This window comes from Micromonospora sp. NPDC005298 (assembly GCF_040607375.1).
Lineage (GTDB): Bacteria > Actinomycetota > Actinomycetes > Mycobacteriales > Micromonosporaceae > Micromonospora.
The window spans coordinates 303,130-316,738 of sequence record NZ_JBEXGP010000003.1; the positions used below are offsets into that span (position 1 = coordinate 303,130).

11 protein-coding genes are annotated in these 13,609 nt (G+C 72.2%); 5 read left to right on the forward strand and 6 right to left on the reverse strand.

From position 1 onward, the window contains the following. Positions 1–178: 178 nt before the first annotated feature. On the forward strand, positions 179–1,270 hold the full coding sequence (gene ugpC, locus ABZS77_RS10350) for a sn-glycerol-3-phosphate ABC transporter ATP-binding protein UgpC (RefSeq protein ID WP_354820298.1): 1,092 nt from the start codon (positions 179–181) through the stop codon (positions 1,268–1,270). A gap of 170 nt (positions 1,271–1,440) precedes the next feature. Continuing rightward, positions 1,441–2,013, forward strand: coding sequence for a hypothetical protein (locus tag ABZS77_RS10355; RefSeq protein WP_354820301.1), 573 nt, complete (start codon positions 1,441–1,443; stop codon positions 2,011–2,013). 51 nt (positions 2,014–2,064) lie between these two features. On the opposite strand, the gene rlmB is transcribed toward ABZS77_RS10355, so the two are convergent. Both rlmB and cysS read right to left on the reverse strand, forming a co-directional pair. Next, on the reverse strand, positions 2,065–3,213 hold the full coding sequence (gene rlmB, locus ABZS77_RS10360; RefSeq protein WP_354820304.1) for a 23S rRNA (guanosine(2251)-2'-O)-methyltransferase RlmB: 1,149 nt from the start codon (positions 3,211–3,213) through the stop codon (positions 2,065–2,067). Then, positions 3,213–4,628, reverse strand: coding sequence for a cysteine--tRNA ligase (cysS, locus tag ABZS77_RS10365; RefSeq protein ID WP_354820307.1), 1,416 nt, complete (start codon positions 4,626–4,628; stop codon positions 3,213–3,215). The genes rlmB and cysS overlap by 1 nt, the downstream gene beginning before the upstream one ends. A gap of 165 nt (positions 4,629–4,793) precedes the next feature. Between cysS and ABZS77_RS10370 the strand changes: the two genes are divergently transcribed. Both ABZS77_RS10370 and ABZS77_RS10375 read left to right on the forward strand, forming a co-directional pair. Further along, entirely contained in the window at positions 4,794–5,402 is a 609-nt protein-coding gene (locus ABZS77_RS10370) for a helix-turn-helix domain-containing protein (protein WP_354820496.1), read from the forward strand. 167 nt (positions 5,403–5,569) lie between these two features. After that, positions 5,570–6,475 carry a hypothetical protein gene (locus tag ABZS77_RS10375; protein ID WP_354820310.1) on the forward strand — a complete coding sequence of 302 codons (906 nt, stop codon included), beginning with the start codon at positions 5,570–5,572 and terminating at the stop codon, positions 6,473–6,475. A 74-nt stretch (positions 6,476–6,549) separates the two neighbouring features. On the opposite strand, the gene ABZS77_RS10380 is transcribed toward ABZS77_RS10375, so the two are convergent. After that, on the reverse strand, positions 6,550–7,503 hold the full coding sequence (locus tag ABZS77_RS10380) for a DMT family transporter (RefSeq protein ID WP_354820313.1): 954 nt from the start codon (positions 7,501–7,503) through the stop codon (positions 6,550–6,552). 86 nt (positions 7,504–7,589) lie between these two features. On the opposite strand from ABZS77_RS10380, the gene ABZS77_RS10385 reads away from it, so the two are divergent. Further along, on the forward strand, positions 7,590–8,135 hold the full coding sequence (locus tag ABZS77_RS10385) for a CGNR zinc finger domain-containing protein (RefSeq protein ID WP_354820316.1): 546 nt from the start codon (positions 7,590–7,592) through the stop codon (positions 8,133–8,135). On the opposite strand, the gene ABZS77_RS10390 is transcribed toward ABZS77_RS10385, so the two are convergent. From ABZS77_RS10390 to ABZS77_RS10400, 3 genes are all read right to left on the reverse strand, one after another. Next, positions 8,102–8,677: a GNAT family N-acetyltransferase gene (locus ABZS77_RS10390; protein WP_354820319.1), complete on the reverse strand. Its 576-nt coding sequence runs from the start codon at positions 8,675–8,677 to the stop codon at positions 8,102–8,104. The two genes, ABZS77_RS10385 and ABZS77_RS10390, sit on opposite strands and share 34 nt — an antisense overlap. A gap of 263 nt (positions 8,678–8,940) precedes the next feature. Further along, complete coding sequence (locus ABZS77_RS10395; RefSeq protein WP_354820322.1) at positions 8,941–10,350, reverse strand: class II fumarate hydratase; 1,410 nt, start codon at positions 10,348–10,350, stop codon at positions 8,941–8,943. A 35-nt stretch (positions 10,351–10,385) separates the two neighbouring features. Further along, entirely contained in the window at positions 10,386–13,364 is a 2,979-nt protein-coding gene (locus tag ABZS77_RS10400; protein ID WP_354820325.1) for a BTAD domain-containing putative transcriptional regulator, read from the reverse strand. Positions 13,365–13,609: the final 245 nt, after the last annotated feature.

Genomic DNA, 13,609 nt, shown 5'->3' on the forward strand with positions numbered 1-13,609 from the left:
TCGGCCCTCCCCGCCTTGGCAGCGCGGGGAAAGCCGTTTACGGTGCAGTGACACGGACGACAGCCCGACCGCCCCCGGCGACCGGATCGCCGTCCGCTGACCGGCACGGACACGTGCCTGTCGCTCCTTCACTCGGATCGTCCGGCACGTTCCTGCCGGTGAAAGGAAGCGCTTCACCATGGCTACGGTCACCTATTCCAAGGCGTCCCGGATCTACCCGGGCACCGAGCGTCCCGCCGTCAACGAGCTGGACCTCGAGATCGGCGACGGCGAGTTCCTCGTCCTCGTCGGCCCCTCCGGTTGTGGCAAGTCCACGAGCCTGCGGATGCTCGCCGGCCTGGAGGACGTCGACGCCGGTTCGATCTACATCGACCAGCGTGACGTCACCCACCTGCCCCCGAAGGCCCGCGACATCGCGATGGTCTTCCAGAACTACGCCCTCTACCCGCACATGACGGTGTACGAGAACATGGCGTTCGCCCTGAAGCTGCGCAAGACCTCCAAGTCGGAGATCGACCGGCGGGTCAAGGAGGCGGCCGGGCTGCTCCAGCTGGAGGAGTACCTCAGCCGCAAGCCGAAGGCGCTCTCCGGTGGTCAGCGTCAGCGTGTCGCGATGGGCCGGGCGATCGTCCGCGAGCCGCAGGTCTTCCTCATGGACGAGCCGCTGTCGAACCTCGACGCCAAGCTGCGTGTGCAGACCCGTACGCAGATCGCGTCGCTCCAGGCCAAGCTGGGCGTCACCACCGTGTACGTCACGCACGACCAGGTCGAGGCCATGACCATGGGCCACCGGGTGGCCGTTCTGCTCGACGGTGTCCTCCAGCAGGTGGACACCCCGCGGGCGCTCTACGACACTCCGGCCAACGTCTTCGTCGCCGGCTTCATGGGCTCCCCCGCCATGAACATCAAGACCGTCTCGCTCAACGAGCAGGGCGCCGAGTTCGCCGAGCTGCACATCCCGCTGACCCGCGAGCAGGTCGCCGCGGCCCGCGCCGAGGGCGGCGACGGCAAGGTGACCGTCGGCTTCCGTCCGGAGGACTGCGACCTGGTCAGCCCGACCGAGGGCGGCATGCCGGTCGTCGTCGAGCTCGTCGAGGACCTCGGCTCGGACGCGAACGTCTACGGTCACGCCGCGCTTGGTGGCAACTCGGAGCGCTTCGTCGTCCGCACCGACCGGCGCACCATGCCGAACATGGGCGACACCGTGTTCGTCAAGCCGCGCACCGGCCGCAGCCACGTCTTCCACGCCACCACGGGCAGCCGGATCTGACGTAACGCCGTACCGGGAGGGGCGGTCCGCTTCGGCGGGCCGCCCCTCCCGTCGTACCGGGCGGCTTCACCTCACCCTGTGGGGCCAGCACGGGGATGGCTCCACAGGGTGACTCGGCAGGGCGGGTCGGGTTCGTAGCGTCACGGCAACGCCGCACCCGAGGAGACGCCGTGTCCGCCACCGCACACCCGATCACGCCTTCCCGGCCGTACCGGCTCGCCCGGCTGGCCGGCCGTAGCCTCGCCTACTGCGCGACGCTCATCCCGGTCGCCCTGCTCACGCTCGTCACCGCCCCGACGGGCGGGGCCGTCGCACGCTGGCGCTCCCTGCGTACCCGACTGCTCGGGATGCCACCGGCGGCCGTGACCGGCCGACGACCCGGACCGGTCGCGGTGCTCGGCCACGCGGTGCTCAGCCTGCTCCTCGGCGCGGTCGCCCTGCTGCCGCTCGGCGTCGAACTGCTGATGGTGTTGCGCGGCGTGCTGTACGGGCTGGTCGACCGCGGCCCGTACGACAGTTCCTGGGGTGGTCCGACCCGGGCCGGCGCGTGGCTGGCGCACTTCCTGGTCGGCCTGCCGCTGTCCGTCGCCGGGCTGGCCGCGCTGATCGGCATCGCCGCCGTCCACCAGCGGCTGACCGCCGGCCTCGACGGGGAGCCGCGCCCGCGCTGGCTGATCCCGACCACGCTGCTGACCGCGTTCGCCGGTGCGCTGCTCTTCGTCGCCTGGACCCACCAGATCTAGACACACGACGCGGCCCCTCCCCGGAGTCGGGGAGGGGCCGCGTCGACGTGACTACAGCTCGATTGAGCGGCGGCGGGCGACCTCGGCCAGGGTGACGGCGGCGGCCACGCTGGCGTTGAGCGACTCCACCTCGGAGATCATCGGAATGCTGACGGTCAGGTCGCAGGTCTCGCCGACCAGCCGGGACAGCCCGCGCCCCTCCGAGCCGACCACGACCACCAGCGGACCGACAGCGGCCTCCAGGTCGTACAGGTCGGTGTCGCCGTCGGCGTCCAGGCCGACCACCATGAAGCCGGCGTCCCGGCACGCCTTCAGCGACCGGGTCAGGTTCGTCACCTGCGCCACCGGCACCCGCGCGGCCGCGCCGGCGCTGGTCCGCCAGGCGGTCGCGGTGATCCCGGCGGCACGCCGCTCGGGTACGAAGACACCCTGCGCACCGAAAGCGGCGGCCGAACGGATAACCGCACCCAGGTTGCGCGGGTCGGTGACCCCGTCCAGTGCGACAAGCAGTGGCGCCTGCTGCTCCAGGGAGGCGGCGACCATGTCGTCGAACGGCTGGTACGCGAAGGGCGGCACCTGCAACCCGACGCCCTGGTGCAGCACCCCACCGGTCATCCGGTCCAGTTCGGCACGGCTGATCTCCAGGTTGGCGATGCCCCGGTCGGCGGCCGTCCGGATGATCTCGTTGATCCGGTCGTCCATGTCGATGCCCTGCGCGGTGTAGAGCGCCGTCGCCGGCACCTGGGCGCGCAGCGCCTCCAGCACCGGGTTGCGCCCGACCAGCAGCTCCGGGGTGTCCCTGGAGGGGTTGGACTTGCGTCCCGGCGCGACCCGCGGGCCACCACGGCCGACGGGCTTACCGCCCCGTCCGGCGGCGCCACCGCGGCCGCCCACGCTACCCCGACCGCCCGGTACGCCCCGACCGCCACCCTTGCCCCAGGTGGTGTCCTTGCTGCCCGGCTGACCGATCTTCGGGGCACGCCCCTCCTCGGCCGCCGCCCGGCGCTCCTTGTCCTGCTTCCAGGCGGTGCGCTGGGGCAGCTTCTCGGTGCCCGAGTAGCCCTTGTGCCACGGTCGCTCGTCGGCGGGCAGCGTACGCCCCCGACCGGTGAGGGAGTCCTTGTTCTTGCCGCCGGAGCCCTTGGGGGCACCTGCCTTCGGCGTCAGTCGCCGGCCACGGCGCTGCGAGTTGCCGGCCATCAGTCCTGCTCTCCAATAGTCCAACGGGGGCCCTGGGGGGTGTCCTCGACCACCACACCGGCCAGCTTGAGCTGGTCGCGTACGGCGTCCGCGGCGGTCCAGTCCTTGCGGCCCCGGGCCTGCGCGCGCTGCTCCAGGGCCAGCGCGATCAGGGAGTCCACCACGGCACGCAGATCATCCGAGCGGCCGCCACCGGTCCACGCCGGGTCGAGGGGGTCGATGCCGAGGATATCCAGCATCGCCCGCGCCGCGGCCAGGGTGGTGCGGACGGTCACATCGTCACCGACGCTGAGCGCGGTGTTGCCGTCCCTGATGTGCTGTTGCAGCACCGCCAGGGCGGCGGACGTGTTGAGGTCGTCGTCCATGGCGGCGACGAAACCGGCCGGAAGCTCGCCGAGCTGCCCGGCGCCTACCCGCTCGGCGGCACGCTGCACGAACCCCTCGATCCGCCGGTACGCGGTGGCCGCGTCGCGCAGCGAATCCTCCGAGTAGTCGATCACCGAGCGGTAGTGGGCGGCGGCGTAGTAGTAGCGCAGCTCCACCGGCCGCACACCCAGCGAGTCCACGTACGCCAGGCCCAGCGCGTTGCCCGCCGACTTGCCCATCTTGGCCCCGCCGATGCTGAGCAGCCCGTGGTGCACCCAGTAGCGGGCGAACGGCAGCCCGGCCGCCTGGGACTGGGCGATCTCGTTCTCGTGGTGCGGGAACGTCAGGTCCAGGCCACCACCGTGGATGTCGAACTCCGGGCCGAGGTACCGCCAGCACATCGCCGAGCACTCGATGTGCCAGCCCGGGCGGCCCAGCCCCCACGGCGACGCCCAGTAGGCGTCCGCCGGCTCGTCCGGCTTCGCGCCCTTCCAGAGGGCGAAGTCGCGCGGGTCCCGCTTGCCCCGGTCGGGGGCGTCGCCGGCCGACTGCATCGCGTCCGGGGACTGACCCGACAGCGACCCGTACGCCGGCCACGACGCCACGTCGAAGTAGACGTCGCCGGAGCCGTCGGTGGCCGGGTAGGCGTGCCCGTCACCGATCAGCTTGGTGATCAGCTCGTGCATCTCCGGGATGTGCCCGGTGGCGCGGGGCTCGTAGGTGGGTGGCAGTACGTTCAACGCCCGGTACGACTCGGCGAGGATCAACTCGTTGGCGTACGCGATCGACCAGAACGGTCGACCCTGCTCGCCCGCCTTCACCAGGATCTTGTCGTCGATGTCGGTCAGGTTGCGGATGAAGGTGACCTCGTAACCGGCGGCCAGCAGCCAGCGGCGCAACACGTCGTAGTTGACGCCGGAGCGAAGATGGCCGATGTGCGGCGGCGCCTGGAGGGTGAGACCACACAGGTAGACCCCCACCTTGCCGGCTTCCCGCGGGACGAAGTCCCGCACCGTTCGAGTGGCGGTGTCATACATGCGTAGCGTCACCGTACAAGGGTAGCCGTCCACGCCTGTCCGGATCCGCCGGTGCCGGGTCGTACGCTGCCAGGCGTGGATGCGACCGCACGCTCCGGTGAGCCGCCCGTCAGCTCCGAGGCTGCCGCGGCTTCGGCCGACGCGGTCGCCGGGCGGGGTGGGGAGACGGCGCAGACGCTGGACCGGGGGCTGCGACTGCTGCACCTGGTCGCCGACGCGCCGGGCGGGCTGACCGTCACCGAGGCCGCGACCCGGCTGGGGATCGGCCGGGCCGCCGTCTACCGGCTGGTGAGCCCGCTGACCGGGCACGGGATGCTGCGCCGCGACGCCGACGGGCGGCTACGCCTCGGCGCCGGGGTGCTGCACCTGGCCCGCCGGGCCCAACCACTGCTCGCCGAGGGGGCGCTGCCCGCCCTGCGTCGGCTCGCGGAGCAGGCCGGCGCGACCGCGCACCTGACCGTGGTCGAGGGCGGCGAGGGCGTCGCGCTGGTCGTGGTCGAGCCGAGCTGGACGTCGTTTCACGTGGCGTACCGGACGGGGGCGCGGCATCCACTGGACAGGGGGGCGGCGGGGCGGGCCATCCTGGCCGGCCGGGCCGGTGTGGCGGAGCCGGTGAGCAGCAGCGGGGAGTTGCAGTCCGGGGCGTACGGGGTGGCCGCGCCGGTGCTCGACGTACCCGGGTTGGAGGCGAGCGTGGGCGTGGTGGCCCTCGCCCCGCTCGACGTCGGGCTGGTCGGTCCGCAGGTACGGGCCGCCGCCACGGCTGTCGCCGCCGCCCTGCGCTGACGCTGACCCGCCAATCGATACCGCCACCACGCCGATCTGGTGTTGATCTCGCCGTATAGCACTCCGAACCAGGTGTTCGGCAGTCATCCACAGGCACCCCCGGGCGGCCTCCCCGGCGCTGTCCACAGGGGTGTCGAGTGCCGGGGCGGGGGTCCGAGTCTGGGCACATGCCTCCTCGCCCCCACCGACCCCCGGCCCTCGCCTGGCAGGTCTTCCGCGGCTCGGACGTGATCCGACAGGGACTGGCCACCAGACACCAGCTCCGTGGCTCGTCCTGGATCCGCCTGCGGCACGACGTGTACGCCGACGCGCGCCTCGACCGCGACCACGCGCTGGCCTGCCGGGCGGCGGCACTGCGGCTGCCGCCCGAGGCGGTGATCGCCGGCCCGTCGTCGGCCTACCTGCACGGCGTCGAGCACGCCGCGGGGTTCGACGACGACGTACACGTCCTGGTGCCGAGGACCCGCCGGGTCGACTCCCAACGCCGGCTCCGCGTGCACCTGCTCGACGCCGACGCCCCTGTGTTCCCCCTCGGAGACACCGTCGAACCGCGCCGCACCGATCCCACCTCGGCCGCGTGGGAGACGGCTGCCTGGTTGGATCCGCTGCGCGCGGTCCCGATCGTCGACTCGCTCCTCGCAGGCGGCCTGACCACCCGGGCGGCCCTGTCCGCCCTCGGCACCGCCAACGCGGACCGGCCGGGTGGCCGGCGGGCGAGATGGATCTTCGGCCTGGCCGATCCGGGCGCGCAGTCACCACCCGAGTCACAGCTACGGGTACGTCTGGTGTTGGGCGGGCTTCCCCGGCCGGTGACCCGGCACCCGATCCGCGTGGCCGACGGGCTCGTACTGCACCCCGACCTGGCCTGGCCCGAGTTCCGGGTGGCCGTCGGGTACGACGGTCGGCGGCACTCCGATCCCGAGCGACCACACCGCGATCGCCGTCGGCCCGACCTGCTCGCCGGTGCGGGTTGGCTGGTGCTGCACGTGACCAGCCGACGGCTGCACGACGACTTCCCGGCGGTGTTCCGCGAGGTACGCGCCGCGCTGATCACCCGGGGCTGGCGTCGGTAGGCAACCGATCCGACCGTCAAGACCGATACCCCGGGCTCCGGAAAACCCGAGTGGATCAAACGCCGGACGCTGTCTCAGGCGTTGACGGTCAGCGCGGGCTCGGGCGTGGCGGGTGTGGGCGGGGTGCGCAGTTCGTCGAGGCGTACGAGGGCGACTCCGGCGACGATCAGGGCGCCTCCGAACAGCTGCCAGGCGGTGGGCAGTTCGTCCAGGAGCAGCCAGGCGATGAGCACCGCGAAGAGCACCTCGGTCAGCCCCACGAACGACGACAGCCGGGGGCCGAGGATGCGGGTGCCGGCGATCCCGGCCAGGTACGCGACGACGGCGGCGACCAGGGAGAGTCCGGCGATGGGCAGGAGCCAGCTGGTGCGCTGCCCGGCGAAGGTGACCTCGCCGAAGGTGGCGCGCAGCGGCAGCAGCCCGGTCAGCCCGATCAGGAGCAGCACGGCGGCGCCGACGGCCATTCCGCCGCTGGCCATGGCGACCGAGGGCAGCCGGGGGTCGACGCGGCCGGCGAGTACGAAGTAGCCGGCCAGGCCGAACGCGGCGCCCAGCCCCCAGAGCACGCCCACCGGGTGGAAGTCGGCGTTGCCGGCGAGGTCCAGCACGAACGCCAGTCCGGCCAGGGCTGCCACCGAGCCGATCACGGTGAGTCGGCGGGGACGCTGACCGTGTCGGAGCCACATCCAGCCGACGACGAGGATGATGCCGAGGTATTCGAGCAGCAGGGCGACGCCGACCGGCAGGTAGCGAACGGCGTTGAAGAAGCAGGCCTGGGCCACCGCGACCCCGAGCAGCCCGAACAGGGCGATGGCCGTGGTGTTCCGCCGCAGCACGTCCCATCTGCCACGCAGCGACAGCAGGGCGGGGATCGCCAGGACCAGGGCGGCGATGCCGACCCGGACGATGACGACGGCCTCGGCGGACCAGCCGGCGTCGATGAGGGAGCGCGCGAAGGTGCCCGAGGTGGCGAAGGTGACCGCGGAGAGCAGCGCCAGGGCGGCGCCGGCGGCGGGTCGTCGGTGCATCTCGCGCTCCTCGGAACGGCACGGGTGTCATGAGCAAACTATCCTTGTGCCGATGACGCTAGGCGGAGCCTGTGACAGGAGTCAAGTTGCTGTTCGCTCATGACACCGAATGTTCTCTGATCGCCGCCGCCGCACTCGTGAACACGGCGGGCCGCGACGGTGACCTGCTCCCCGACGTCGCCGCCCTGGACGCGTTCTTCGCCCGGCACGCCTACACCGGACGGCACGAGCACACCGAAGCCGAGTTGCACGCCGTTCGGGAGCTGCGGCCCCGGCTACGCCGCATCTGGCACGCCGACCCACCCGAGATCGTCACCCTGGTCAACGGTCTGCTGCTGGAACACAGGGCGCTGCCGCAGCTCATCGAGCACGACGACGAGCCGTACCATCTGCACGCCGTACCCCGGGACGCCCCGCTGGCGACCCGCATCGCGGTGGAGGCGGCGATGGCCGTGGCCGACCTGGTCCGCGCCGGTGAGCTGCGTCGGCTGCGGATCTGCGAATTCCCGGACTGCGACAACGTGGTCGTCGACCTGTCCCGCAACCGGTCGCGGCGCTTCTGCGAGGCCGGCTGCGGCAACCGCGCGGCGGTGACCGCCTACCGGGCGCGCAGGGCCGCCGGCCGTTCCTGATCGGCGTCGGCCCACGCCTCGTACTCCACCTCGCCGTGCTCCGTGCCCGGGATCGGGTCGTCCCACTGGAGGTGGAAGGTGCGTACGTGCCGCAGACCCGCCTTCGCCAGCACCCGCCGGGACCGCTCGTTGACCGCCATCGTCTCGGCCCAGACCCGACGCACGCCCACCCGGTCGAAGGCGTACCTGACCAGCGCCCGGGACCCCTCGGTGGCCAGGCCACGCCCCCACGCCGAGCGGCGCAGCCGGTAACCCAGCTCGGCCTCCGTGCCGTCCTCCGACGGGTCGAGCGCGAACCAGCCCAGGAAATCGCCGGTCCCCCGGTCGAGCGCCGCCCAGCGACCCAGCCCGGGATACCTGTCGTACTGGGCGAGCAGCTTCGGCAACTGCTCATCCCGGACGGTGACCAGCGGCGTGGCGACGCCACCGGTGAGGAACCGCATCACCTCCGGGTCGCTGTCCAGCTCCACGAGCACGTCCACGTCGGCCATCGTCAACCGCCGCAGCAGCAACCGCTCGGTCGCCTCAGGCACTCCACCCATGACCGGATCATCCCGCCCGCCCGCCGACCCGTCGAACCATTTACCCAGGGCGCCGCGACCGCCGTCGCGGGCGAGGCGGTCGCGGCAGCGCGGGCGCGACCGCGAAGAGCCGCCAGGAGTACGCGTCGACGACATCGCCGCCGACCGACAGTGCACCCCGACCGCCGTGCAAGATCGTGCTCGATCGTGGAAGTAGTGGCCTCCTGACGGGCCGAAATCACTGTTTCCGGGATCGAGCACGATCGTGGCGCGGCGACCCCGCCTCAGGGGTGGGTCATGCGGAGCAGGTCCAGGGTCTCGTCGAGCTGGGTCTCGGTGAGCTTGCCGGAGTCGACGTGACCCCGGGAGATCACCACCTCGCGGATGGAGGTCTGCTTGGCCAGCGCCTCCTTGGCGATCGAGGCGGCCTCGTCGTACCCCAGGTAGCGGTTCAGTGGGGTGACGATCGACGGCGAGCCCTCGGCGTACGCCAGGCAGACCTCGGCGTCCGCGACCAGGCCGGCCACCAGGCGGTCGGCGAACAGGCGGCTCACGGCGGCCAGCAGCCGGATCGACTCCAGCAGGTTGCGGCCCATCACAGGGAGCATGACGTTCAGCTCGAAGTCGCCCTGGGAGCCGGCGAAGGCGACCGTCGCGTCGTTGCCGATCACCTGGGCGCACACCTGCCGCATCGCCTCGGCGACCACCGGGTTGACCTTGCCGGGCATGATCGACGAACCGGGCTGGAGGTCGGGGATGCGCAGCTCACGGAGGCCGGCGCGGGGGCCGGAGCCCATCCAGCGGATGTCGTTGGCGACCTTGTAGAGGCCGACCGCCACGGTCCGCAACTGCCCCGACGTCTCCACGAGTGCGTCCCGGGCGCCCTGCGCCTCGAAGTGGTTGCGGGCCTCGGACAGCGGCAACCCCGTGGACGCGCGCAGCTTCTCGATCACCGCCGCGGCGAAGCCCAGCGGGGTGTTGATCCCGGTGCCCACGGCGGTCCCGCCCAGCGGCAGCTCCGCCAGCCTGGGCAGCGAACCCTCCAGCCGCTCCACGCCGTAGCGGACCTGCGCGGCGTACCCGCCGAACTCCTGGCCGAGGGTGACCGGGGTGGCGTCCATCAGGTGGGTACGCCCCGCCTTGACCACCGTCTCGAACTCCGCCGCCTTCTCCTCCAACGCGGCGGCGAGGTGGTTCAGCGACGGCAGCAGATCCTCCACGATGAACTGCGTGGCGGCCAGATGGATCGACGACGGGAACACGTCGTTGCTCGACTGGGACGCGTTGACGTGGTCGTTGGGGTGCACCGGCGAGCCCAGCTCACGGCCCGCCAGGGTGGCGATCACCTCGTTGGTGTTCATGTTCGACGAGGTGCCCGAGCCGGTCTGGAACACGTCCACCGGGAACTGGTCGTCGTAACCGCCGTCGGCCACGTGCGCCGCCGCTGCGGCGATGGCCGCGGCGATGTTCGCGTCGATCACGCCCAGCTCGCCGTTGACCTCCGCCGCCGCGCCCTTGATCTGCGCGAGCGCCTTGATCTGGGCCGGCTCGATGCCCCGCCCGGAGATCGGGAAGTTCTGCACCGCACGCTGGGTCTGCGCCCGCCACAACGCCTCGGCGGGCACCTCCACCTCGCCCATCGAGTCGCGTTCGATCCGGTATCCGGTCGCCTCTGGAGTCGTCACGCGTACCATCCTGCCGCGCCCGTGGCCGACTCGCAGATGATCCGTCAGCCCAACTCGGCGAGCAGCCGTTCCACCTCGTACCGATCCGGCGACTCGACCTGCCGGTACAACCCCAGCGCCCGGTTCAGGTCCGCACGCGCCGCGACCGGGTCGCTGCCCAGCAGACAACGGGCGATGCCCTCCAACGCCCGGGCCTGCTCGTAGCGGGCATCCAGTTGCGAGGCGTCGGCGAGCACCCGGCGATACAGGTCGAGCGCGCTGGTCACATCGCCCTGCTCCAGGATCGCCCGCGCCAGCAGATTGCGCGAGGCGCACTGGCCGATGCGGTCACCCACCTGGGTCATCGCGACGAGCGCCGCGCGGTGCAGGTCGGCGGCCCGTTCCGGATGCCCGGCCTCCCGGTCCATCGCCCCGATCTCGTTGAGCACCTCACCCTCACCGAACCGGGCACCGACCTGCCGCTTGAGGCGCAGAGCGGACCGCAGCAGTCGACGTGCCGGCCCCACGTCACCCATCCGGTGCCGGATCATCCCCAGGTGACCCATGGCGTTGCCGAGCTGTCGCGGATCGCCGATCTCCCGGGCCAGCGCCAGGTGCCGTCGACACGTGTGCAGCGCCTCGTCGTACCGGCCGCAGAGAAACAGGGCGATCGCCAGATTGTTCAGCCCGTTCGCGAGTGGCACCCGCTCCCGCATCTGCCGCGCGAGGGCCACCCCGGCGTCGTAGCACTCGATGCCTCTGCGGTAGTCGCCGTTCGCCGCGTACGACGTACCCAGGTTCCCCAGGCTGTTGCGCACCTCCCTCCACAACCCGAGCTCGCGGTACAGGCCGACCGACCTCTCCATCAGTCGGGTCGACTCGGTGAACCGACCGAGCCGGTAGTGGGCCGAGGCGAGGTAGTTGAGGGTCGTACCCACCGCCGTGTCGTCGCCCAGCGCCTCGGCGGCGCTCAGCGCGACCGTGTGCGTCTCGATCAGCTCGTCCAGGTGCCCGCTGTCGAACTGGGCGTGCCAGCAGGCGCGCGCCAACTGCCAGCACCGCTGGAGAAAACCCTCCTCGTCCGCGAGGCGTACCAGGGCGGTCAGCACGGCCAGGTTCTCGTCGAACCACCCGCCGCCCTGTTCGGCGACGGGCAGGACCAGCTCCGGACGGGCGGGCTCGGGCAGCAGCGCCAGGGTGTCGCCGGAGGAGAGTTCCCTCCGGCGGGCGATCACCACGGCGACGTGCAGGTGATGGTCGAGCAGACGCTCGATGCCGAGCCGCCGCTCCACCGCCCGCTCCGGCTCGGCCACGAGCGAACGCGCGTACTCCCGGACCAGGTCGTGCAGCCGGTACCGGTCCGGCGCCGTCTCCTCCACCAGGTTCGCGTCGACCAGCTCATCAAGCAGGTCCTGCGCCTCGGGGAGCGGCTGCTCGGTGAGAGCCGCGGCGACCGCGCTGTCGAACCGTACCCCCGGGTGCAGGCCCAGGAGCCGGAACGCGCGCTGCGCGGCCGGCGACACCTGGGCGTACGACAGGGCGAACGCGCGGCCGACGGACCGCTCGCCCGCCTCGAACTCGGCCAACGGATCACGTCGGGAGATCAGCCGTTCCGCCAGGTCGGCGATGCGCCACCGGGGCCGGTGCGCCAGCCGGGCACCGGCCAGCCGGATCGCGAGAGGCAGGTGGCCGCAGCGCCGGACGACCTCGGTGGCCGCCTCCGGCTCCGCCGCCACCCGGTCCACGCCGGCCACCCGTCCGAGCAGCTCGACCGCCTCGTCGGTGTCGAGCACGGGCAAAGACGACGGGCGTCCCTCGTCCACGCCGACCAGCCGTCGCCGGCTGGTGATCAGGATCAGGCACTGCGAACCGTTGGGCAGCAGCGGTGTCACCTGGTCGGCGGTGGCCGCGTTGTCCAGGACCACGAGGGCTCGCCGGCCGGCCAGTTCGGTCCGCCAGAGCGCCAACCGGTCTTCCGGGTTCGTGGGCACCTGCTCGGCGGGTACACCGAGTTGCCGTAGCAGCGTGGCGACCGCCGCGGCCGGCGTCAACGGGGTGCGCTCGCTGTGCCCGTGCAGGTCGATGAAGAGCTGCGCGTCGGGGTAGTCGTCCGCGAGCGCTGTGGCGACGTGCACGGCGAGGGCGGTCTTGCCGCTGCCGGCCATGCCGTCGACCAGTTGGATCCGCGCGCCGTCCTGCACCTCCTTCATGAGGCGCGCCAGCGTCTCCTGCCGACCGGTGAAGTCGCCGATCGCCCGGGGCAGTGAGCGGACCGACGCGACCGAGCGGGTTTCCTGTCCGGCCAGCGCCAGATCGCCGGCGAGTACGCGCTGGTGCAGCTCCTGCAACCCGGTGCCCGGTTCGATGCCCAACTCGTCGGCGTAGAACCGCCGGCCCTCCCGGTAGACCGCCAGCGCGTCCGCCTGCCGGCCGACCGAGGACAGCGCCAGCATCAACTGGCCGCGCAGACGCTCGCGCAGCGGGTGCTGGTCGACGCTCTCGGCCAGATCCTCGATCAGCTCGGCGGCCCGCCCGAGGCGCAGTTCGACGTCGACGCACTCCTCCAGGACGGTGAGGCGCTGCTCGTCGAGCGCCTGGGCGCGTCGGCGGATGCTGCCGCTCGGGATGCCGCTGAGGGCCGGCCCGCGCCAGAGCGCGAGGGCGGCGCGGAACCGCTCACCGGCCTCGGCCAGCCGGCCGGCCGTGACGGCGACCCGGGCCGCCTCCACCGTGCGGGCGAAGACCTCGGCGTCCAGGTCGTCGGGGCCGGTACGGATGCCGTACCCGGCCGGGTCGGTGATGATGGTTTCCGGGGTGAGGCCCAGCTCGGTGAACCTGCGACGCAACCGCGACACGCAGGTCTGCAACTGGGCCCGGGCGGTGGCCGGCGGGTGCTCCTCCCACACCGCGTCGATCAGTTCCTCGACGGGTACCAGCCGGCCGGCCCGCAGCAGCAGCATGGCGAGGACGATCCGGTCGCGGCCGGCGGTGACAGTGGACTCGCCACCGCCGACCCGCAGAGGCCCCAGGATCCCGAACCGCATGAACTCCCCCGCATCAGTGGTGCAACTTCAGCAGAGTAGTCCGGCGATCACAGATCAGCGCAGTCAGGCGAGAGTGATCTGAGAGCGGATCGACAGCGGTGCGCAGCACACTCGCTCCGGGTTGTCGGTGACGGCATCCGACGGGGGCGGTGCGCCCGCCCCACCCCAGCGGGGTGGGCGCACCGATGTCGGTTCAGCACAGATGACAGGAAGGGGCACCGGGCGACCGCCCGGTGCCCCTTCGC

Coding starts and splice junctions, on each gene's coding strand:
- ugpC (WP_354820298.1), top strand. CDS start 179: ATGGCTACGGTCACCTATTCCAAGGCGTCCCGGATCTACCCGGGCACC.
- rlmB (WP_354820304.1), bottom strand. CDS start 3,213: ATGGCCGGCAACTCGCAGCGCCGTGGCCGGCGACTGACGCCGAAGGCA.
- ABZS77_RS10375 (WP_354820310.1), top strand. CDS start 5,570: ATGCCTCCTCGCCCCCACCGACCCCCGGCCCTCGCCTGGCAGGTCTTC.
- ABZS77_RS10380 (WP_354820313.1), bottom strand. CDS start 7,503: ATGCACCGACGACCCGCCGCCGGCGCCGCCCTGGCGCTGCTCTCCGCG.
- ABZS77_RS10390 (WP_354820319.1), bottom strand. CDS start 8,677: ATGGGTGGAGTGCCTGAGGCGACCGAGCGGTTGCTGCTGCGGCGGTTG.
- ABZS77_RS10395 (WP_354820322.1), bottom strand. CDS start 10,350: ATGGTACGCGTGACGACTCCAGAGGCGACCGGATACCGGATCGAACGC.
- ABZS77_RS10400 (WP_354820325.1), bottom strand. CDS start 13,364: ATGCGGTTCGGGATCCTGGGGCCTCTGCGGGTCGGCGGTGGCGAGTCC.